Here is a 19,010-nt window from a genome sequence, read left to right on the forward strand (position 1 = left end):
GTACAGCCATGCCATCCACGCGCTATTCTTGCCGCAGAGGCCGCCATGACCGATCCACAACAACAGACCATTGACTGGCTTTGCGCACCCGCCAACCATGGCGGCGAAACCGTGACGCATGTGCAGACCCACGGCGCGCATGTGTTTCTGTCCGGGGACGAGGCGTGGAAGATCAAGCGCGCAGTGACCTACGATTACATGGATTTCTCGACCCTGCTGCGGCGGCGGGCGATGCTCGAACGCGAGCTGTCGCTGAACGCCGGCGCGGCTCCGGGGATTTACCGCGACGTTGTGGCGCTGAGCCGCGCGGCGGGCGGCGAGCTGGAACTGGACGGCCCCGGCCCGGCGGTGGAATGGGTGCTGCGGATGAAACGATTTCCGCAAGAGGACGAATTGTCAGAAATCGCCGATCGCGGCGCGCTGGACGATCAACTGAGCATCGCGCTTGGCGAATCGGTGCGGGCCTATCACGAGGCCGCACCGCAGCGGGCCGCCGACGGCCCCAAGCTGATCTGCGATATCATCGACGAACTGACTGCGGCCTTTGCCGGGATGACCGAAGAGCTGGGCGCAGACCGGGTGCGCAGCTTTGACATTCCCGCCCGCGCCGCGCTGGCCGCTGTCGCGCCGCTGTTGACCCAGCGCGCACAGGCCGGTGCGGTGCGCCGCTGTCACGGCGATCTGCACCTGCGCAATCTTGTGCTGCTCGACGGGCGGCCCGTGCCGTTCGACGCGCTGGAATTCGACGAGGTGCTGGGCACCTGCGATGTGCTGTACGATCTGGCCTTTCTGGTGATGGACCTGCGCCACCGCGGCCTGACCCGCGCGGCCTGCATGACGCTGGATGCGTGGCTGTTTGCCGCGAAGGGCAGCGAGGATGCGGGCAGCGCCGCGCTGCCGCTGTTCCTTGGCATCCGCGCGGCGATCCGCGCCATGGTCGAGATCCAGACCGCCCGCGCCACCCGCGGTGCCAGCGGCCATATCGACGCCGCGCAAGGCTTTCTGGATGACGCCTTGGCGGATTTCACGCCGCAGCCGCCGATGCTGCTGGCAGTCGGCGGCATGTCAGGGGTCGGCAAGACCACGCTGGCGCGCGATCTGGCAACGCTGGTGGGGCCAAGCCCGGGCGCGGTGCATCTGCGCTCGGATCTGGAACGCAAGGCGCTGGCCGGGGTCCAGCCGCTGGATCATCTGCCAGATGATGCCTATGGGGCCGCCGCGAGCACCGCCGTGTATGACCAGCTGATGCGCCGGGCGCAAACCCTGCTGGCCGCCAATCGCAGCGTGTTGCTGGATGCCACATGGCTTGCCCCGTCAGAGCGCCATGATGTGGAAACGCTGGCCCAGCGCGCGGGCGTGCCGTTCCGCCCCCTGTGGCTGGAGGCCGATACCGCGATCCTGCAAGCGCGCGTCACCGACCGGCGCGCCGATGCGTCCGACGCCACCGCAGAGGTGGTGCAACGGCAGACCTTGCAAGCGCAGTTGCCCGGCCACTGGCTGCGCATCGACGCCTCGGGCACGCCGGAACAGACGTTGTTGCAGGCCCGCGCCGCGCTGCACCCTTAGCCGTTGCGCACCGTGTCGATCATCAGCTGAACGTTCTCGGGGTCGGCATCGGGTGTGATGCCATGCCCGAGGTTGAAGATATGCGGGCCATTCTTCAGCGCATCAACCACGCGGCGGGTTTCGCGCACAAGGTCGTCTCCGCCTGTCACCATGTGCTTCGAGGCAAGGTTGCCCTGCACGCAGCCATGTGGCTGCACATGTTCGGCGATCCATTCCGGCGTCACACTGTCATCGACGGCGACGCAATCGGCCCCGGTGGCGGCGTGAAAGCCGATGTACTTGTCGCCGGCCTGACGCGGAAAGGCGATGACCGGCAGGCCCGGGTGACGCGCTTTCAGTTCCTGGGTGATGATCCGCGCCGGTTCCAGCGCGTAGCGGTCGAAATCCGCCCCACTGAGCGAACCTGCCCAGCTGTCGAACAGCTTGACCACCTCGGCCCCGGCGTCGACCTGTGCCGACAGATAGTCGATGGTGCTTTCGGTCAGCCGCTCGATGATCTTTTCGAACAGCGCCCGGTTCTCGGCCTTGAGCGCATGGGCCGGGCCCTGATCCGGCGTGCCCTGCCCGGCGATCATGTAGGTGGCCACCGTCCACGGTGCCCCGGCAAAACCGATCAGCGTGGTTTCGCCCGGCAGTTCCCGGCGCAGGATCCTGATCGTCTCGTAGATCGGGCCAAGCGTGTCGTGGATCATCTCGCCGCGGCCCAGCTTGTCGAATTCGGCGTCGGCGGTGATCGTCGACAGGCGCGGCCCCTCGCCGGTGACGAACCACAGATCCGCGCCCAGCGCCTGCGGCAGCAGCAGGATGTCGGCGAACAGGATCGCGGCGTCAAAGCCATAGCGGCGGATCGGCTGAAGCGTCACCTCGGCGGCCAGTTCGGGGTTGTAGCACAGCGACAGGAAATCACCCGCCTGTGCCCGCGTCGCCTTGTATTCCGGCAGGTAGCGCCCGGCTTGACGCATCATCCAGATCGGCGGTGTCGGCAGGGTTTCGCCCTTGAGCGCGCGCAGGATCGTCTTGGTCATTTCGCTGGCCTCCCGGTTGGTCACCGGGGCAATATGTCAATTCGCGCCCCATTGCCAGCGCCCCGCCCGCGACATAAAGCTTTGGCCATGACGCAAGAGCTTCCGACCCCCGCCCAGCCCCTCAAGATCGGCACTCGTGGCTCGCCTTTGGCGCTGGCGCAGGCCCATGAGACCCGCGCCCGCCTGATGGCCGCGTTCGATCTGCCCGAGGCGGCGTTCGAGGTGGTGGTGATCCGCACCACCGGCGACGACCGCGCGATGATCGCCGCCGACCGTCCGCTGAAGGAGATCGGCAACAAGGGGCTGTTCACCCGCGAAATCGAAGAGCAGCTTCTGTCGGGCGGCATCGACATCGCGGTGCATTCGATGAAGGACATGCCGACCGAGCAGCCCGCGGGGCTGGTGCTGGACTGTTATCTCCCGCGCGAGGATGTGCGCGATGTCTTTATCGCGCCGGGCGCTGCCGGGCTGGCGGATCTGGCACCGGGCACCGTGGTGGGCACCTCGTCGCTGCGCCGACGCGCGCAGTTGCTGAACCGGCGGCCCGACCTGAGCGTGGTGGAATTTCGCGGCAACCTGCAGACCCGTCTGAAAAAGCTGGATGACGGCGTTGCGGCGGCGACCTTTCTTGCCATGGCGGGGCTGAACCGCATGGGCATGAGCGACGTGCCGATGACGCCGATGTCACCGGACGAGATGCTGCCCGCCGTGGCGCAGGGTGCCATCGGGATTGAACGGCGCAGCATTGATGCCCGCGTCGCGGCCATGCTGTCGGCGATCCATGACGCACCCACCGCGACCCGCCTTGCCGCCGAGCGCAGCTTTCTGGCCACGCTGGATGGATCATGCGAAACGCCCATCGCGGCGCTGGCCGAGTTGAGCGATGATCAGCTGCGGCTGCGCGGAGAGATCCTGTCGCCGGATGGCAGCGCCTCCTGGGCGGACGAGATCAGCGGCCCCGCAACGCAAGCGGCAGAGCTTGGCCGCGCGCTGGCACGCAGCCTGCTGGACAGGGCCGGGCCAGAGTTTTTCGCCTGGCGCGATCCGCAGGGCTAACCAGTCTGCACCGACCGGGCACTGGCGGATCTTGGAAGACATCACGCCAGAGCGCCTGCCGGAATGGGGGGTCTGCTGCCGTCGTTCCGTGATCTGTTGCAATGCCGGGCCGGACCAATGCCCCGCCCGGCGCGGCATTACAGCGTCAGGATGGTCTGTCCCGTCGTGCCGCGCGCCTCGAGCGCGCGATGCGCGTCGGCGACCTGCTCCAGCGGGAAGCTCTGGCCGATGCGGATCTTGACCGCGCCGCTGGCAACCTTGTCAAACAGCATCGTCGCCATCTCCTGACAGGCGGCAGGATCGGCGATATGGGTGAACAGCGTCGGGCGCGTCAGCTTCAGCGAACCCTTCTGACCCAGAATGCCAAGGTTGAACGCCTCGACCGGCCCCGAGGCATTGCCAAACGAGATCATCATGCCCAGCGGCTTGAGACTGTCGAGCGAGCCCTCGAAGGTCGACTTGCCGACGCTGTCCATCACCACGTCGACGCCCTTGCCATCGGTCAGCTCGCGCACGCGGGCCGCCCAGTCTTCGGTGGCGTAGTTGATGCAGGCATCGGCCCCGTGTTCCAGCGCGAGGGCGCATTTCTCATCCGACCCGGCGGTGCCGATCAGGCGGATGCCTTCGGATTTCGCCCATTGACAGGCGATCAGCCCGACCCCACCCGCGGCAGCATGAAACAGCACGGTATCCCCGGCCTTCAGCGGCGTGGTGCGGTGGAACAGGTATTGCACCGTCAGCCCCTTGAGCATCATCGCTGCGCCTTCCTCGAAGGAAATCGCGTCGGGCAGCTTGCAGACCTGCGCGGCGGGCATCACCCGCGCCTCGGTATAGGCACCCGGAGGCACGCTGGCATAGGCTGCGCGATCACCGGGGGCGAGATGGCTGACCCCTTCGCCCACCGCTTCGATCACGCCAGAGGCTTCCATGCCCAGTGCCGCCGGCATCGTCATCGGGTACAGCCCCGAGCGCTGATAGCAATCGATGAAGTTCAGCCCGCAGGCCTTGTGACGAATGCGGATCTCGCCCGGTCCCGGCGCGCCGACCTCGCGTTCGACGATTTTCAGCGCCTCGGGGCCGCCATGGGCCTCGACGATCACGGTTCTGGCCATTGTAGTCCTCTCCTGTCAGTCCGGGTGCCCAGGATCATTCGCACGAAAGATCCCTGCCATGCGCCGGAAGCGATTGTTCCTGCGAAAAAGCCTCGGCGCTCAGGCCAGTTTCAGCACGATCTTTCCGATATGTCCCGAGCTTTCCATCCGCGCATGGGCCTTTGCGGCGTCCTTCAGCGCGAATTCGGAATCCATAACCGGCGCCACGCGCCCTGCCTCGAGCAGTGGCCATGCGTTCGCCTTGAGCGCCTGCGCGATGCGCGCCTTGGCAAGATCGCTTTGCGGGCGCAGGGTCGAGCCGGTGATGGTCAGCCGGCGCATCATCACCTGCGCAAAGTTCAGCTCGACCTTCGGCCCCTGAAGGAAGGCGATCTGCACCAGCCGCCCATCATCGGCCAGCGCCTTGACGTTGCGCGGCAGGTAATCGCCGCCCACCATATCGAGGATCAGGTTCGCCCCGCCCTCGGCGCGCAGCACCTCGACAAAATCCTCGTCGCGGTAGTTGATGGCGCGCTCTGCCCCAAGCTCGCGGCAGGCGGCGCATTTCTCATCCGACCCGGCAGTGGTGAACACCCGCGCGCCAAGCACCGAAGCCAGCTGGATCGCCGTTGTCCCGATCCCCGACGAGCCGCCATGCACAAGGAACCGCTCTGCGCCGCTCAGCCCGCCGCGCATGAAGACATTGGACCACACGGTAAAGAACGTCTCGGGCAGGCAGGCCGCCTCGCGCAGGCCAAGGGCAGCGGGCACCGGCAGACAATGCGCCGCCGGGGTCGCGACATAGTCGGCGTAACCGCCGCCCGGCAGCAGGGCACAGACCGCATCCCCCACCGCGGGCCAGTCGACGCCATCGCCAACCGCGACCACCTCGCCCGAGGCTTCGAGCCCCGGCAGATCGCTGGCGCCTTTGGGCGGTGCATAGCTGCCCGCGCGTTGCAGCGCATCGGGGCGGTTCACCCCGGCATAGGCCACGCGGATCACCACCTGCCCATGGCCGGCCTGCGGCACGGGGCGCTCGCACAGGCGCAGAACCTCGGGGCCGCCGGGCTGAGAAATCTCGACGGCACGCATCGTATCGGTCATTGGTCTTCCTATCTCGGCGCGGTCCAGCCGCCCGGAATATCATTCTGCGTCGCCGATCGCGGCGCGCGGATCTTGCCCAGCACCTTTTCCGGCCCGGCCAGCACGCGCTTCATCAGCGGGTTGCTCCGCAGCTTTGCCTTGGCCTTCTCGATGCGCATCACGTCTTCGATGCGGCGATCGAGAAAGGCCCAGGTCGCCTCTTTGTCGTCCGAATCATCGCCAAGCCAGTACAGCACCGTCGACGAGTACACCCCCGAAAGGCTCGCCCGCTTGCTGTACCAGTTGAAGTCGCGGGCGGTGTCGCCCAGCGCCTCCCAGATCCGGTCGGCGGTGCCCCAGATCAGCTTGGCGCCGTCTGCGGCATAGATCGGCAGGGCAAACAGCGTGGTGCCCCGGCGCACCGCCTCGCGGTCCTCGACCAGCGAGATGCGGGTGCGCACGGCGCGCGCCACCAGATCGCGGTAGCGCATCCCCTCGCTGTCCATTTCTGCAAGCTTCGCGGCCATTTCCGCGTCGCCGCGTCGGTGAAACGCCATTGCAAGATCGACCGCACCGCGTGGGAACAACCCCCGCGCCACCACGGGATCGACCCCGGCATCGGCCACGGCTGCGCGAAAGGTCGTTTCCGACCAGCCGTCAAAGGCCACGTGATTGAGCGCCGCGTCCAGCAGGCGCCCCGATATATCGTCCATTCTGGGATCTGACATTGGGCTTCCTCCTAAGACTCCATTATGTAGGAGCCTAGACAGTTTGGCAAAGCCTTGCTATACGGCGGCTTCCTGCAAATCCTTGCAACTCAAATCTAGAAAGGTGGTGAAAACCACATGCAGGTAAGTGTTCGCGACAACAACGTCGATCAGGCGCTCCGCGCTCTGAAGAAGAAGCTGCAGCGCGAAGGCGTGTTCCGTGAAATGAAGCTTCGGCAGCATTTCGAGAAACCGTCCGAGAAAAAAGCGCGCGAGAAGGCCGAGGCCATCCGCCGTGCCCGCAAGCTGGCGCGCAAGAAGCTTCAACGCGAAGGTCTCCTCTAAGACCTGCGCGGCGATCTTGCCGACATTGCGGGGGGTCAGCAGACCTTCCGACACCATGAAGACGACGACCCCCGGGGCCCTGCCTTTCGGGGGTTTGTCATTTTCAGCGGCGCAGCTTGCCCAGCAGCCGCCCCCAGCCGCCCGGCACCATCACCACGCTCAGCGCAAAGCCGGTGACGAACCCGGCAATATCGGCGATCCAGTCCTGCGAGCCGCCAAACAGCAGGCCGAACAGCAGCTGGATGCCCAACAGCATCCCGATCAGGCCGAACGCGCGCATCTGGCTTTCGCCCAGCATTCCGAGCCGCAGCCAGAGCAAATAGGTAAAGCCCCCGATCAGGCCATAGACGGGCGGGAAGGCCCCGATCAGCGGTGCTTGACTGGTTGCCAGCAGACCGTAGGCCAAAGCGCCCGTAAGGCTCGAGGCGAAGAAGATCGCCAGCAGGCGCACCGCCCCCAGCGCTTCGGCCACCATCTTGCCCATCGCCAGCAGCATCACCCCGGCAAAGGCGGCGTGGATGAAGCTGCCATGCACGAACGGGTAGCTGAAAAACCGCACCAGTTCCGATGCCGGATAACGCCCGGTCTGCAACATCCAGTCCAGCACCGGCGCGAAGAAGGCAAAGCGCTCCAGCGCGTCAAGCCGCCATCCCACCGCCGCCGGCCCGCCGATCACGCCATAAGAGCCCAGCGAAAACACCGCCTCGACCCCGACGATGACGATGCACAGCGCCATCACCACCGGCGGCACTGGGTTCAGAGGTGGTTCGTTGATCGGATGGACCATGTGCGGGCTCTTTCTTGACGCTATGCCGGGGCATGGGTAAGCCAACCCCACCCGAAGTTCCAGACGGAGTACCACACATGTCCGAGGGCACCACCGCCTTCACCCCGCGCGTCTTTTCCGGCATCCAACCATCGGGTGGCCTGACGCTCGGCAATTACCTCGGCGCGATCAAGCGTTTCGTGGACATGCAGGGCAGCGGCATCGAGACGATCTACTGCGTCGTCGACATGCACGCGATCACTGTCTGGCAAGACCCCGAGGCGCTGCGCCGCCAGACCCGCGAGCTGACGGCGGGCTATCTTGCCGCCGGGCTCGACCCGACGCAGTCGATTCTGTTCAACCAGTCGCAGGTGCCCGAGCACACGCAGCTGGCCTGGATCTTCAACTGCGTGGCGCGGATGGGCTGGATGAACCGCATGACCCAGTTCAAGGACAAGGCGGGCAAACACGCCGAGAAAGCCTCGCTTGGGCTGTTGGCCTATCCCGCATTGATGGCCGCGGATATTCTGGTCTACCACGCCACGCATGTGCCCGTGGGCGAGGATCAGAAGCAGCATGTCGAGCTGACCCGCGACATCGCGGCCAAGTTCAACCATGACTTCAAGACCGAGTTCTTCCCGATGACCGAACCGGTGATCGAAGGGGCGGCGACGCGGGTCATGAGCCTGCGCGACGGGTCCAAGAAGATGTCGAAATCCGATCCCTCGGATGCCAGCCGGATCAACATGACCGACGACGCCGACGCCATCGCGAAAAAGATCCGCAAGGCCAAGACCGATCCCGAGCCGCTGCCCGAAACCGCCGACGGGCTCAAGGAACGCCCCGAGGCGCGCAACCTCGTGAACATCTACGCCGCGCTGTCAGGCGAAACAGTGGCCGAGGTGATGGCGCAGATGGGCGGCAAGCCGTTTGGCGAATTCAAGCCGTTGCTGGCCGATCTGGCGGTGGACAAGCTGGCGCCGATCTCGTCGGAAATGGCGCGCTACATGCAGGATCCGGCCGAGATCGACCGCATTCTCAAGGACGGCGCCACCCGTGCCCGTACCATCGCCGCGCCGATCCTGCGCAAGACCTACGAGATCGTCGGGATGGTCGGCGCCTGAGCCGCATCGCCTGCTACGCGGGCTGATATCAGACGATCGGGCGCGCAACATGCGCCCGGTCGCGCTCCGCACCGGATGGTCCTTTGGCCCGACCATCCGGCGCGACACCAAAGGGTGAGCGTCTTTGCCCTAGATCCGGGCGGCCAGCCTCAGCGCATGGCTTGCATCGCGCGCACAGACCGGCAGCACCGGGTCATAGGCCGCGCGCAGCAACGCCGCGATCTGCGGATGCAGCACCACCCGGCCATCCTCGAGCTGCGCCAGCGGCGAGCGGTCCGAAAACGCCGCCTCGCCCCAAGCCAGCATCACCTGCGCCGCTTGCGACAACGCCAACTCCTCGGCAGGCTGCGCGGACAGGGCGGCATCCATGCGCAGGAACACGAAGCTGGCCTTGATCGCACCGTGTTTATCGAAGCGAAAGGCGCGATACTGGTTCGCTCCACTCGCCTGCAACCGGGGCACCAGCGTTTCGAGCCCGTTGATCATGCGCCCAAGGTCGGGCACATCCAGAAGCTCTTCCCAGTCGCGGAAAAAGAACATCATGACATTGGCGCCAAGCTCGGGGTCGCCATCGGTCATCGTGTGGGATGACATCGTGCAGAGCGCTTCGAACGCGCCCTTGATCAGGGACAGCGTCTCATCCTCGACCCCGAAAACGATCGGGGCCAGAGGCCGCCCCCAGCGGGCAAAGGAATACTCTCCGCTCCGGGTGAAAAGGCGCTCGATCTCCTGCGGTTGCATGGGGTCCTCCGGGTTGCGACTGCGCCGGCTTATAGGCCCGGCGCAAGGCGCGTTCAACGCCGCCCCCACAGCCTGCGGCGGCCGGGCGCGGGCTGGTCACGCTGGCGCTCGCGCAGGAAGACGAACAGCCCGGCCCCGACGATCAGCGCACAGCCGAGCCAGACGCTCAGCCCCGGCCAGTCGCCAAAGATCAGCCATCCCCACAGGATCGCCATCGGCAACCCGATATATTCGAACGGCGCGATCACCGCCGCCTGCGCCATGCGATAGGCCGCGCTCAGCGCATAGCCGACAAAGCCCGACAGCACCCCGAGCCCCAGCAGCACCAGCGCATCTTGCCTGTCCGGCATCACCCATGGGCGCAGCAGAAACCGCATGCTCTCGCTGTCGAAGCGATCCGCATAGCGCCCGTCACCGGCCGCCAGCCAGAACCCGAAAGACACCGCGAGAAACACCACCTGAAGATACACCGCCAGCACCGACGCCCGCGTGCTGATTCCCAGCTTGCGCGTCAGCACCTGCATCGCCGCGTAAAACAGCGCCGAGATCACCGGCAGCGCCAGCACGAGGCGCGACACCGTCAGATCCTCTTTCCAAGGCTGCTGCATCACCACCACGCCCAGCAACCCCACTAGCACCGCGCCAAGGCGCAGCGGCCCGACCTTTTCGCCCAGCAGCGGCACCGACAGCAAGGTGATGAACAGCGGCGCAACAAAGAACAGCGCCGTCGCCTGCCCCAGCGGGATCACCGCGACGGCAGCGTAATAGGTCATGTTGGCCAGCACGACCATCAGCCCGCGTAGCAGATGCAGCCCCGGTGTCGCCGTCCGCAGACTGGCCCAGCCGCCCTCAAGCTGCACCAGCGTCAGGGTAATGAGCAAGCCGCCCGCCGAACGCGCGGCGACGATCTCGTGCAGCGGATAGCCATCCGACAACAGTTTGATCAGCATGTCGTTGACCGAGATCGCCACGACCCCGAGACAGATAAAGAGGATGCCCAGTCCGGGCCGATCGTTCAGCGTTTTCATCGCCCAGCGTTAGCCCGGCGCGGGGCGGCGCGCCAGATCATTTGCACAGCAACGGCTCGGCCATCTCCCTGCGCCGCCATCATCCGCGCATTGGCGCTGTCGAACAGCCCGGCATGCCGCGCTCGTCTCTGCGCAATGGCCCCGTGCACCCGGGTCAATGCGACGGCCTTGCGCAGAGGTCATCACATCCCCCAATCGCGACAAACATGTCGTTTTCGAGCGCGACGAATCAGGCCCCCGGCCGCCAGCATTCCCCATCAGCGCATACGAAAGGCCAGACCATGCAGGAGCCCACATTCGACCCCGCCAGCGCACCGCAACTCGCGGCCCTGCTGTCACTGGCCTCTCTGGCGAATACCGCGGAAATCCCGCTCGAAGGCGGCGAGGATCCGGCCTTCGGCTCGGTCCGCTGGCGCACCCTGTTCAGCGCCGAACGCACCCCCACCAAGGGCATGGTTCTCGGCATCGCCGAATTCGGGCCGATGGGCACCTTGCTGCCGCATCGCCACGGCCCTGCCGAAATCTATTTCGGGCTCACCGGATCGGGCGTCGTGACCATCGACGGCATACCGCACATGATTGGCCCGGAAACCGCGCTCTATATCCCCGAAGACGCCGAACACGGCACAGTCGCCGGCACCGACGGCCTGCGGTTTCTCTACATCTTCCCGCGCGACAGCTTTTCCGAGGTCGAATATCGCTTTTCGGACGCCTGATCTGTGCGCAGGCGCAGGCCCATATCGCTCGCCAGATCGCGCGCGACAGCCTAGACAGAGGGCATGACCCGTATCGTGCCCCTCGCCGCAGCCAGCGGCCTGCCATTCTGGCGCCGCCCCATAACGCTGCTGTTCCTCATGGCCATCGCCATGCCGCTCAGCTTTGCCACTTGGTCGGCGCTGCTCAACAATTTTGTCATCGAGGCCGCAAGTTTCGATGGCGCCGACATCGGCCTGCTGCACACGGTGCGCGAAATCCCCGGCTTTCTCGCCATCGGCGTGATCCTTGTGCTGCTGGTGATGCGCGAACAGGCGCTGGCACTGACCTCGCTCGCCTTGCTTGGGCTGGCCACCGCCGTCACTGCATGGTTCCCGACCATGGGCGGCATCCTGACCATCACCCTGCTCAGCTCGGTCGGCTTTCACTACTACGAAACCGTCAACCAGAGCCTGCAATTGCAATGGCTGCCAAAGGACCGCGCCCCGCAGATGCTCGGCTGGCTGCTGGCGGCGGCAAGCGCCACAACCTTCGTCGCCTACGGCACCATCGTGCTGACGTGGAAGCGCTTCGATCTGTCCTACGATACGGTCTACATGGTCTCGGGCGGCCTGACGCTGGTCATCGTCGCGTGGTGCGCTTTTGCCTTCCCCCGTTTCGAAAGCCCCCACCCGCAGCGCAAGGAATTCGTCCTGCGCCGCCGCTACTGGCTGTATTATGCGCTGCAATTCATGTCGGGCGCGCGCCGGCAGATCTTTGTGGTCTTCGCGGGCTTCATGATGGTGGAACGCTTCGGCTTTTCGGTCGACGAACTGACAGGGCTCTACCTGATCAACCTCATGGTCAACTTCGCCGCGGCCCCCATGCTCGGAAAGGCAGTGCAGCGCTTCGGCGAACGCCGCGTGCTGCTGGTCGAATACGGCGGACTGGCGGTGATCTTCACCCTCTACGGCGGGCTCTACTGGTTCGGCTGGGGCGTGCTGCTGGCCTCGGTGCTTTATGTCATCGATCACATCTTCTTCGCCCTCGCCCTTGCGCTGAAAACCTACTTCCAGAAAATCGCCGACCCGCGCGACATCGCGCCCACCGCCGCCGTGGCCTTCACCATCAACCATATCGCTGCGGTCTTTCTGCCGGTGCTGCTGGGGCTGCTCTGGCTCGCCGCTCCCGGGGCGGTCTTCGGCCTTGCCGCCGGCATGGCGCTCACTTCGCTCGGCCTCGCCCTGCTGATCCCGCGCCATCCCGCCCCCGGAAACGAGACCATCTTCACCGCCCTCGTCCCGACCCCGGCCGAATAGCGCCCCCGGTTTCTTCTGGCCCCAAATATCCCGGGGGGCCCGAAGGGCGGGGGCAGCGCCCCCTGCGATACCGCGAACCCTTCCCAACCCCTGTCAAACGCGCTATCGGGCCTCGACCCATCCGGAGACCCGTCATGCCCAGAACCTGGACCGCCTTCACCAAGCTTTCCGACAAGGATGCCGCCGAGGCTCTCGGCGAGGCCCTCGAAGAGCTCGACCCCGAACCCACTGGCGTCGGCGTCTTCGAAATCGAGGATGGCTCCGAGACCTTCGAAATCGGCGCCTATTTCGTCGAAGCCCCCGATGGCATCGAACTGGCGCTTCTGGCCGCTGCCTTCGACGCACCGGCCTTCGTGATCTCCGAAGTCCCCGACACCGACTGGGTCGACAAGGTGCGCCGCGAGCTGACGCCGGTCGAGGCCGGGCGCTTCTTTGTCTACGGCAGCCATGACGCCGACAAGGTCCCCGACGGGTGCGAGCCACTGCTGATCGAGGCCGCCATGGCCTTCGGCACCGGCCACCACGGCACCACGCTGGGCTGCTTGCGCGCGCTGGACCGGCTCGCCACCGAAGGCTTCACCGGGCAAAGCGTCGCCGATGTGGGCTGTGGCACTGCGGTGCTCGGCATGGCGGCGGCGCGGATCTGGCCGAACCCGGTGATCGTCTCGGACATCGACGAGGTGGCTGTCGAAGTCGCCGAGGTCAACGTGCGCGCCAACGGCCTGTCCGGCAAGGTGAGCTGCGTCGAATCCGCCGGCTTCGCCAATCCCGAGATCACCGCCCGCGCGCCCTTCGATCTGGTCTTCGCCAATATCCTGATGCAGCCGCTGATCGACCTCGCGCCCGACATGGCGCGCCATATCGGCGAAGGTGGATACGCGATTCTCTCCGGCATCCTGACCCGTCAGGCCGACGAGGTCGTCGAGGTTTATGCCCGCAATGGCATCAATCAAGTCACCCGCGAGGTGATTGGCGACTGGGTGACGCTGACGCTTCGCAAAACCTCTTAGCTCCGGCGCCAGATACGATAAACCCGATACATTTGCCCCATTCGCGCCATATTCATTGCCCATATTCCGTCCCATCCGGTGGGGGTCGGATCGGTTCCTGAGGGTGTCATGGACAAGGTGGTTAAAGAGTTCGAGAAACGCCATCGCGCGGTGACAGAAAAGCACCGTAAGCTGGCGGAAGGGTATGTCACATCGCTGAACCGCAACGGCACGATCGAGCACAAGCCGATCCGCCGTGTCCCGTTCTTCAAGTTGCGGACCCTGCTGATCGCGGGCGCATGCTTCCTTGCTTTCAAGGGCTTGCTGCTCACCAGCCTCGGCGTCGAAGGCTACGAGGGCCACATCGGCAGGCTCGCCTCTGGCGGCATCGTCGAAAAAGCGGGGGCGTGGGTGATGTCGCCTGATCGCGCAAGCCTGTGGATCGCCGAAACAGTCCAGCGCATTCTCGCCTGATCGCGAGGGCGCGCCGCTCTTGTTTCCTAGCGATTGCGCATAGAAAAAGGCCGCGCCCTTCTGATCGAAGGACGCGGCCTTTTGTATCGCCTTGCAGCAGCTGTTACCAGCGTCCGCGGGCTACCATCTCGATGTCACCGCGGGTCAGGCCGATATCGTCCAGCTCACGGTCGGTCAGCGCATCAAGGCTCTTGCGGGTCAAACGGGCCTCGTGCCACTCGACAATCATGTCAGTGACAGCAGAGAAGAAGCGGTTGACGCCTGCTGCGATCTCGACCGAAACCGATGCGCCTTTTGCAGGGGCGGCACCGTAACCGGTGACGAAGACAGATCCGATGCGGCCGGCCAGGCCGGCGGTGCCGCGATCGGTGCGGAATGTATCATATGCCGACATGGGTCGTGTCCTTGTGTTGAAGTTTTCAAACTGCCTGATTTCTATGCGGAGGTAGTCGTGGAAATGCGTTCAGGCAATATGAGAGATTGCATGGTTCGTATGCAGTTTTCGAATAGCTCGCAGACCGAACATTCCGGCAAGAATCGCGCCCATATTTTGGTCAGAAAAGAGTCGCGTTTTCGCCTCCGACAGTCGCAAACAGGCTGCGCCGCCGCCTGAAATGGCATCGCCATCGCAAAGCCCGTCGCAACCCGCTTGGAGCGTGTTCGCGTTTCGTGCTAACACTGCCGTCAAACAAGCCAGAAAACGACATCGAGCAGGCGGGCAAACATGCGGGTATTGGGGATCGATCCCGGGCTAAGGCGCCTCGGATGGGGAATCATCGACATGGAGGGCAGCCGATTGCGGCATGTCGCCAATGGGGTTTGCGAATCGGATGGGGCGCAAGAGCTGGCCGAACGGCTGCTCTCGCTGCACCGCCAGCTCAGCGCGATCTTTTCTCAATTCACTCCGGACATGGCCGCCATCGAACAGACCTTCGTCAACAAGGACGCGGTCGGCACACTGAAACTGGGTCAGGCCCGCGGCGTCGCCCTGCTGGTTCCGGCGCAATTTGGCTTGCCGGTGGGGGAATACGCCCCCAACAAGGTCAAGAAGACGGTGGTCGGCGTCGGCCACGCGGACAAGGCGCAGATCGGCCACATGGTGAAGATGCAGCTGCCCGGCGTGCAGATCAACGGCCCCGATGCCGCCGACGCCCTTGCCATCGCCATCTGCCACGCGCATCACGTTGGCGGGCAGACCATGAGGATCAAGGCATGATCGGGCGCATCGCTGGACGCATCGAATACAAGGGCGACGACCACGTGCTGATCGACGTGCGCGGCGTCGGCTATATCGTCTATTGCTCTGACCGGGTGCTGGCAACGCTGCCCGCCCCCGGTGAGGCGGCGGCGCTTTATACCGACCTGCTGGTGCGCGAGGATCTGCTGCAGCTGTTTGGCTTTCCGACGCTGGTGGAAAAGGAATGGCACCGGCTGCTGACCTCGGTGCAGGGGATCGGCGCCAAGGCATCCTTGGCCATCCTTGGCACGCTTGGCCCTGACGGGGTCAGCCGCGCCATCGCGCTTGGCGATGTCAACGCGATCAAGGCCGCCAAGGGCATCGGCCCCAAGACCGCGCAGCGCGTGGTGATCGAACTCAAGGACAAGGCCCCGGCCGTCATGGCGATGGGCACCGGCACCGTCACCCTGCCCGATGACGTGCCCGATGACGTGCCCGATGAGGTTATCGAAGGCGCCCCTGCCCCCGCGCGCAAACCCGCCCCGCGCAAGCCCGCACCATCTGCATCGGCGCAGGCCGAGGCGCTGTCGGCCCTCGGCAACCTTGGCTACGCGCCCGCCGACGCCGCCGGAGCGGTGGCGCAGGCGGCACAAGACGCGCCCGAGGCGGGGCTCAACGATCTGATACGCGCCGCGCTGAAGTTGCTGGCGCCGAAGACCTGACATGACCGGACCAGACCCAACCCTGCGCCCCGAGCCGCTTCCCGAAGACGAAGGCCGCGCCCTGCGCCCGCAGATGCTCGGCGACTTTGTCGGTCAGGCCGAGGCCCGCGCCAACCTGCGCGTCTTCATCCAGTCCGCCCGCCAGCGCGGCGAGGCCATGGACCACACGCTGTTTCACGGCCCTCCCGGCCTTGGCAAGACGACGCTGGCACAGATCATGGCGCGCGAACTGGGCGTCGGCTTTCGCATGACCTCGGGGCCGGTGCTGGCCAAGGCGGGCGATCTGGCGGCAATCCTGACCAATCTCGAACGCAATGACGTGCTGTTCATCGACGAGATTCACCGGCTGAACGCCGTGGTCGAGGAAATTCTCTATCCGGCGATGGAAGATTACGAGCTGGATCTTGTGATCGGCGAAGGCCCCGCCGCGCGCACCGTGCGCATCGAATTGCAGCCCTTCACGCTGGTCGGGGCCACCACGCGGCTGGGCCTGCTGACCACGCCGCTACGCGACCGCTTCGGTATTCCGACGCGGCTGCAGTTCTATACGGTCGACGAGCTGAACCAGATCGTCACCCGCAACGCCGAAAAGCTTGGCGTGCGCGCCGAACCCGATGGCGCGCGCGAGATTGCCAGACGCTCGCGCGGCACGCCCCGCATCGCCGGCCGCCTGCTGCGCCGGGTGGTGGATTTCGCGGTGGTCGAGGGCAATGGCGTGGTCACGCGCGAATTGGCCGATGGCGCGCTGACGCGGCTTGGCGTCGACAGCATCGGCCTTGACGGGGCCGACCGGCGCTACCTGACGCTGATCGCCGAGCATTACCACGGCGGCCCGGTCGGCATCGAAACCATGTCGGCGGCCCTGTCCGAAAGCCGCGACGCGCTCGAAGAAGTGATCGAGCCGTTCCTGCTGCAACAGGGCCTGATCCAGCGCACCCCGCGCGGACGGATGCTGACACAAGGCGCATGGACCCATCTGGGAATGGCCGCGCCCAAGGTACCGGGGCAGTCGTCGCTGTTCGATTAATCCTCGTAGCGGCTGGCGAGGCTGTCGATCTTGCCCATCCGGTAGAGCTTGATTTCCCGCGCCAGCTTCAGCGTGGGTTTCGCCATGAAGCAAAGCGATCCGATGGTGAACAGCCAGATCGCCTGCGTCTCATATTGCTTCCAGAAGAACAGCACCGACCCGATGGTGAAACAGACCGCTGCCGCGAAATCCACTGCCGTGTGGGCGATTTCGAACAAGGCGTAAACGCGGCGCGTGTCGTGGCTGCGTTCACGGTTTTCGTGGCGGAAGAGTTTCATCTGGGCCTCCTGTTCGCAGTGAAGGCTAGGGACTGGACCAGCGAAGGCTTGCCTATCGCGACAACCCACCCCGGATCGTCGGCACATCCAGCGAGGCAAACCCATAATTCCGCAGCCAGCGCAGATCGGAATCGAAGAACGCCCGCAAATCCGGAATACCGTATTTCAGCATGGCGATGCGGTCGATGCCCATGCCGAAGGCAAAGCCCTGCCAGACATCGGGGTCGATCCCCCCGGCGGCAAGCACCTTGGGGTGCACCATGCCGGAGCCGAGCACTTCGAGCCAATCATCGCCCTCGCCCACCTTGACCGAGCCGTCTTTCCACTGGCACTGGATGTCGACCTCGGCCGAAGGTTCGGTGAAGGGGAAATGCGAGGCGCGGAAACGGGTTTTCACCGCCGTGCCGAAATAGGCCGAGAAGAACTCCTCGAGCACCCATTTCAGGTTCGCCATCGAAATGTCCTTGTCGATGGCAAGCCCTTCGACCTGATGGAACATCGGCGTGTGGGTCTGATCATAATCGGCGCGGTACACGCGGCCCGGGCAGATGATCCGCGTCGGCGCGCCGCCCGCTTCCATCGACCGGATCTGCACCGGCGAAGTATGGGTGCGCAGCACGTTGGGCGCACGCTCGTCGCCCTCGGCGCGATGCATGTAGAACGTGTCCATCTCGGCGCGGGCCGGGTGATGGCCGGGAATGTTCAGCGCATCGAAATTGTACCAGTCGGTTTCGATCTGCGGGCCTTCGGCGACGGCGAATCCCATGTCGGCAAAGATCGCAGTGCATTCTTCCCAGACTTGGCTGACCGGGTGAATGGTGCCGCTGCGACGGCCCCGCCCCGGCAGGGTCACGTCCAGCCATTCCGCCTTGAGGCGCTCGTTGAGCGCAGCGTCGGCCAGCCCGGCCTTCTTGGCGGCCAGCGCGGCGTTGATCTCATCCTTGAGAGCGTTGAGCTTCGGCCCCATGATCTGGCGTTCCTCGGGCGACATTTTGCCCAGCTCGCGCATCTTGAGACTGATCTCGCCCTTCTTGCCGACCGCCTGCACCCGCAGGTCTTCGAGCGTGGCCTCATCGCCAGCCGCTCCGATCAGGTCGATATACTTGTCGCGCAGGTCATCCATGGTCGGCACTCTCGGGTAAATATCTTGCGCAATCCCCTATCGGGACAGGCACGCCGGTGCAAGCGCGATGCCCCCGTCAGGGCGATTGCGCGTCCCGTTGCGAGACGCTAGAACGGCGCTGCGCATGGTCCGTTAGCTCAACTGGATAGAGCAGCTGACTTCTAATCAGCAGGTTGAGGGTTCGAGTCCTTCACGGATCGCCAAGCGCTCATTAGTTGCCAATGAAGCATAAGCTTGCACGTTTTGGCGGTTTCCCATGCACACCCCCTGTCAAGAGGCTTGGGCTGCGGTGTCGAAGGTTTCTTCTAGTACACTGGGATGGAACGGTATTTCAGCATATCCCATGGCTAGCGGTTGCTTTCCTTCCTGAGATTTCAGGAATGCCACAACCGGCTCAACAGCGTTGCGAAGATAGACCGGTCCGACATCCAAGCCGTTCGGGCGGAACGGCTGGACCCCCTCGCACTGCAGAACGGCCTGAATCGTGTTCAAATGCGCACCGGTTTCGGCCGACAAAAGCGTTGGTGTCGTATAGCTGGCCTCAAACGCAGCGATTTCGTCCCGGCTCGTTCGCCATTCCCGACGCTTGGTCGTGGGATGGCTCTGTTGCACAAAGCCTGTGAGGGATTCACCTTGCGAATCCAGTGCGATAACTGGAGGGGATGAGCAGACCGAC

General features: G+C 65.0%; 21 protein-coding genes, 1 tRNA gene and 1 pseudogene. 12 read left to right on the forward strand and 11 right to left on the reverse strand.

All coding sequences use genetic code 11. The features are described from left to right. Window positions 1-45 precede the first annotated feature (45 nt). Window positions 46-1,566, forward strand: a complete 1,521-nt coding sequence (locus Q4543_RS03140; RefSeq protein WP_303436297.1) for a bifunctional aminoglycoside phosphotransferase/ATP-binding protein — start codon at window positions 46-48, stop codon at window positions 1,564-1,566. Here the strand turns inward: Q4543_RS03140 and hemE are convergent. After that, window positions 1,563-2,591 carry a uroporphyrinogen decarboxylase gene (hemE, locus tag Q4543_RS03145; protein ID WP_303436298.1) on the reverse strand — a complete coding sequence of 343 codons (1,029 nt, stop codon included), beginning with the start codon at window positions 2,589-2,591 and terminating at the stop codon, window positions 1,563-1,565. The two genes, Q4543_RS03140 and hemE, sit on opposite strands and share 4 nt — an antisense overlap. Window positions 2,592-2,678: 87 nt before the next feature. Between hemE and hemC the strand changes: the two genes are divergently transcribed. Next, window positions 2,679-3,647, forward strand: a complete 969-nt coding sequence (gene hemC, locus Q4543_RS03150; RefSeq protein ID WP_303436299.1) for a hydroxymethylbilane synthase — start codon at window positions 2,679-2,681, stop codon at window positions 3,645-3,647. Between the two features lie 137 nt (window positions 3,648-3,784). Here hemC and Q4543_RS03155 read toward each other — a convergent pair whose 3' ends face one another. From Q4543_RS03155 to Q4543_RS03165, 3 genes are all read right to left on the reverse strand, one after another. After that, window positions 3,785-4,759: a quinone oxidoreductase gene (locus Q4543_RS03155; protein ID WP_303436300.1), complete on the reverse strand. Its 975-nt coding sequence runs from the start codon at window positions 4,757-4,759 to the stop codon at window positions 3,785-3,787. Window positions 4,760-4,858: 99 nt separating this feature from the next. Continuing rightward, entirely contained in the window at window positions 4,859-5,842 is a 984-nt protein-coding gene (locus Q4543_RS03160; protein WP_303436301.1) for an NAD(P)H-quinone oxidoreductase, read from the reverse strand. Window positions 5,843-5,850: 8 nt separating this feature from the next. Continuing rightward, entirely contained in the window at window positions 5,851-6,549 is a 699-nt protein-coding gene (locus Q4543_RS03165) for a COQ9 family protein (RefSeq protein WP_303436302.1), read from the reverse strand. Window positions 6,550-6,666: 117 nt separating this feature from the next. Here Q4543_RS03165 and rpsU point away from each other — a divergent pair, with 117 nt between their 5' ends. After that, the gene (gene rpsU / locus Q4543_RS03170; RefSeq protein WP_009505830.1) at window positions 6,667-6,873 is read left to right on the forward strand and encodes a 30S ribosomal protein S21; all 207 of its coding nucleotides are present in this window, start codon (window positions 6,667-6,669) and stop codon (window positions 6,871-6,873) included. 103 nt (window positions 6,874-6,976) lie between these two features. On the opposite strand, the gene Q4543_RS03175 is transcribed toward rpsU, so the two are convergent. Continuing rightward, on the reverse strand, window positions 6,977-7,660 hold the full coding sequence (locus tag Q4543_RS03175) for a rhomboid family intramembrane serine protease (RefSeq protein WP_303436305.1): 684 nt from the start codon (window positions 7,658-7,660) through the stop codon (window positions 6,977-6,979). Window positions 7,661-7,737: 77 nt separating this feature from the next. Between Q4543_RS03175 and trpS the strand changes: the two genes are divergently transcribed. After that, entirely contained in the window at window positions 7,738-8,763 is a 1,026-nt protein-coding gene (trpS, locus tag Q4543_RS03180) for a tryptophan--tRNA ligase (RefSeq protein ID WP_216003497.1), read from the forward strand. Between the two features lie 129 nt (window positions 8,764-8,892). Here the strand turns inward: trpS and Q4543_RS03185 are convergent, their stop codons facing one another. Both Q4543_RS03185 and Q4543_RS03190 read right to left on the reverse strand, forming a co-directional pair. Then, window positions 8,893-9,504, reverse strand: coding sequence for a hypothetical protein (locus Q4543_RS03185; RefSeq protein WP_303436306.1), 612 nt, complete (start codon window positions 9,502-9,504; stop codon window positions 8,893-8,895). A 53-nt stretch (window positions 9,505-9,557) separates the two neighbouring features. Further along, a complete protein-coding gene (locus tag Q4543_RS03190; RefSeq protein ID WP_303436307.1) occupies window positions 9,558-10,532 on the reverse strand; it encodes a DMT family transporter in 975 nt (324 codons plus the stop codon). A gap of 281 nt (window positions 10,533-10,813) precedes the next feature. On the opposite strand from Q4543_RS03190, the gene Q4543_RS03195 reads away from it, so the two are divergent. From Q4543_RS03195 to Q4543_RS03210, 4 genes are all read left to right on the forward strand, one after another. Next, window positions 10,814-11,248 (forward strand): cupin domain-containing protein, encoded by a 435-nt coding sequence (locus tag Q4543_RS03195; protein WP_303436308.1) that lies wholly within the window; start codon window positions 10,814-10,816, stop codon window positions 11,246-11,248. Between the two features lie 63 nt (window positions 11,249-11,311). Continuing rightward, window positions 11,312-12,544 (forward strand): MFS transporter, encoded by a 1,233-nt coding sequence (locus Q4543_RS03200; RefSeq protein ID WP_303436309.1) that lies wholly within the window; start codon window positions 11,312-11,314, stop codon window positions 12,542-12,544. A 134-nt stretch (window positions 12,545-12,678) separates the two neighbouring features. Further along, complete coding sequence (locus Q4543_RS03205; RefSeq protein WP_303436310.1) at window positions 12,679-13,554, forward strand: 50S ribosomal protein L11 methyltransferase; 876 nt, start codon at window positions 12,679-12,681, stop codon at window positions 13,552-13,554. Window positions 13,555-13,662: 108 nt separating this feature from the next. After that, window positions 13,663-14,007 (forward strand): hypothetical protein, encoded by a 345-nt coding sequence (locus tag Q4543_RS03210; RefSeq protein WP_303436311.1) that lies wholly within the window; start codon window positions 13,663-13,665, stop codon window positions 14,005-14,007. A gap of 103 nt (window positions 14,008-14,110) precedes the next feature. Here the strand turns inward: Q4543_RS03210 and Q4543_RS03215 are convergent, their stop codons facing one another. Next, window positions 14,111-14,401 carry a DUF1127 domain-containing protein gene (locus tag Q4543_RS03215; protein ID WP_216003504.1) on the reverse strand — a complete coding sequence of 97 codons (291 nt, stop codon included), beginning with the start codon at window positions 14,399-14,401 and terminating at the stop codon, window positions 14,111-14,113. Window positions 14,402-14,731: 330 nt separating this feature from the next. Between Q4543_RS03215 and ruvC the strand changes: the two genes are divergently transcribed. Genes ruvC through ruvB form a run of 3 tightly spaced genes read left to right on the forward strand, consistent with a single transcriptional unit; the run spans window position 14,732 to window position 16,933 of the window. Continuing rightward, window positions 14,732-15,223, forward strand: coding sequence for a crossover junction endodeoxyribonuclease RuvC (gene ruvC, locus Q4543_RS03220; RefSeq protein WP_216003505.1), 492 nt, complete (start codon window positions 14,732-14,734; stop codon window positions 15,221-15,223). Continuing rightward, window positions 15,220-15,906: a Holliday junction branch migration protein RuvA gene (gene ruvA, locus Q4543_RS03225; RefSeq protein ID WP_303436312.1), complete on the forward strand. Its 687-nt coding sequence runs from the start codon at window positions 15,220-15,222 to the stop codon at window positions 15,904-15,906. Before ruvC ends, ruvA begins: the two co-directional genes overlap by 4 nt. A gap of 1 nt (window position 15,907) precedes the next feature. Then, window positions 15,908-16,933, forward strand: a complete 1,026-nt coding sequence (gene ruvB / locus Q4543_RS03230; protein WP_303436313.1) for a Holliday junction branch migration DNA helicase RuvB — start codon at window positions 15,908-15,910, stop codon at window positions 16,931-16,933. Here ruvB and Q4543_RS03235 read toward each other — a convergent pair. Together Q4543_RS03235 and pheS are read right to left on the reverse strand one after the other, a co-directional pair. Then, on the reverse strand, window positions 16,930-17,211 hold the full coding sequence (locus tag Q4543_RS03235; RefSeq protein ID WP_303436314.1) for a YrhK family protein: 282 nt from the start codon (window positions 17,209-17,211) through the stop codon (window positions 16,930-16,932). The two genes, ruvB and Q4543_RS03235, sit on opposite strands and share 4 nt — an antisense overlap. 52 nt (window positions 17,212-17,263) lie before the next feature. Further along, a complete protein-coding gene (gene pheS / locus Q4543_RS03240; RefSeq protein ID WP_303436315.1) occupies window positions 17,264-18,334 on the reverse strand; it encodes a phenylalanine--tRNA ligase subunit alpha in 1,071 nt (356 codons plus the stop codon). A gap of 126 nt (window positions 18,335-18,460) precedes the next feature. On the opposite strand from pheS, the gene Q4543_RS03245 reads away from it, so the two are divergent. After that, window positions 18,461-18,537, forward strand: a tRNA-Arg gene (locus Q4543_RS03245). Between the two features lie 67 nt (window positions 18,538-18,604). Here the strand turns inward: Q4543_RS03245 and Q4543_RS03250 are convergent. Further along, window positions 18,605-19,010 (reverse strand): annotated as a pseudogene (locus Q4543_RS03250) (hypothetical protein); the annotation flags it as partial.

The sequence above is a fragment of the Salipiger sp. 1_MG-2023 genome, from assembly GCF_030547555.1.
Classification (GTDB): Bacteria; Pseudomonadota; Alphaproteobacteria; order Rhodobacterales; family Rhodobacteraceae; genus Salipiger.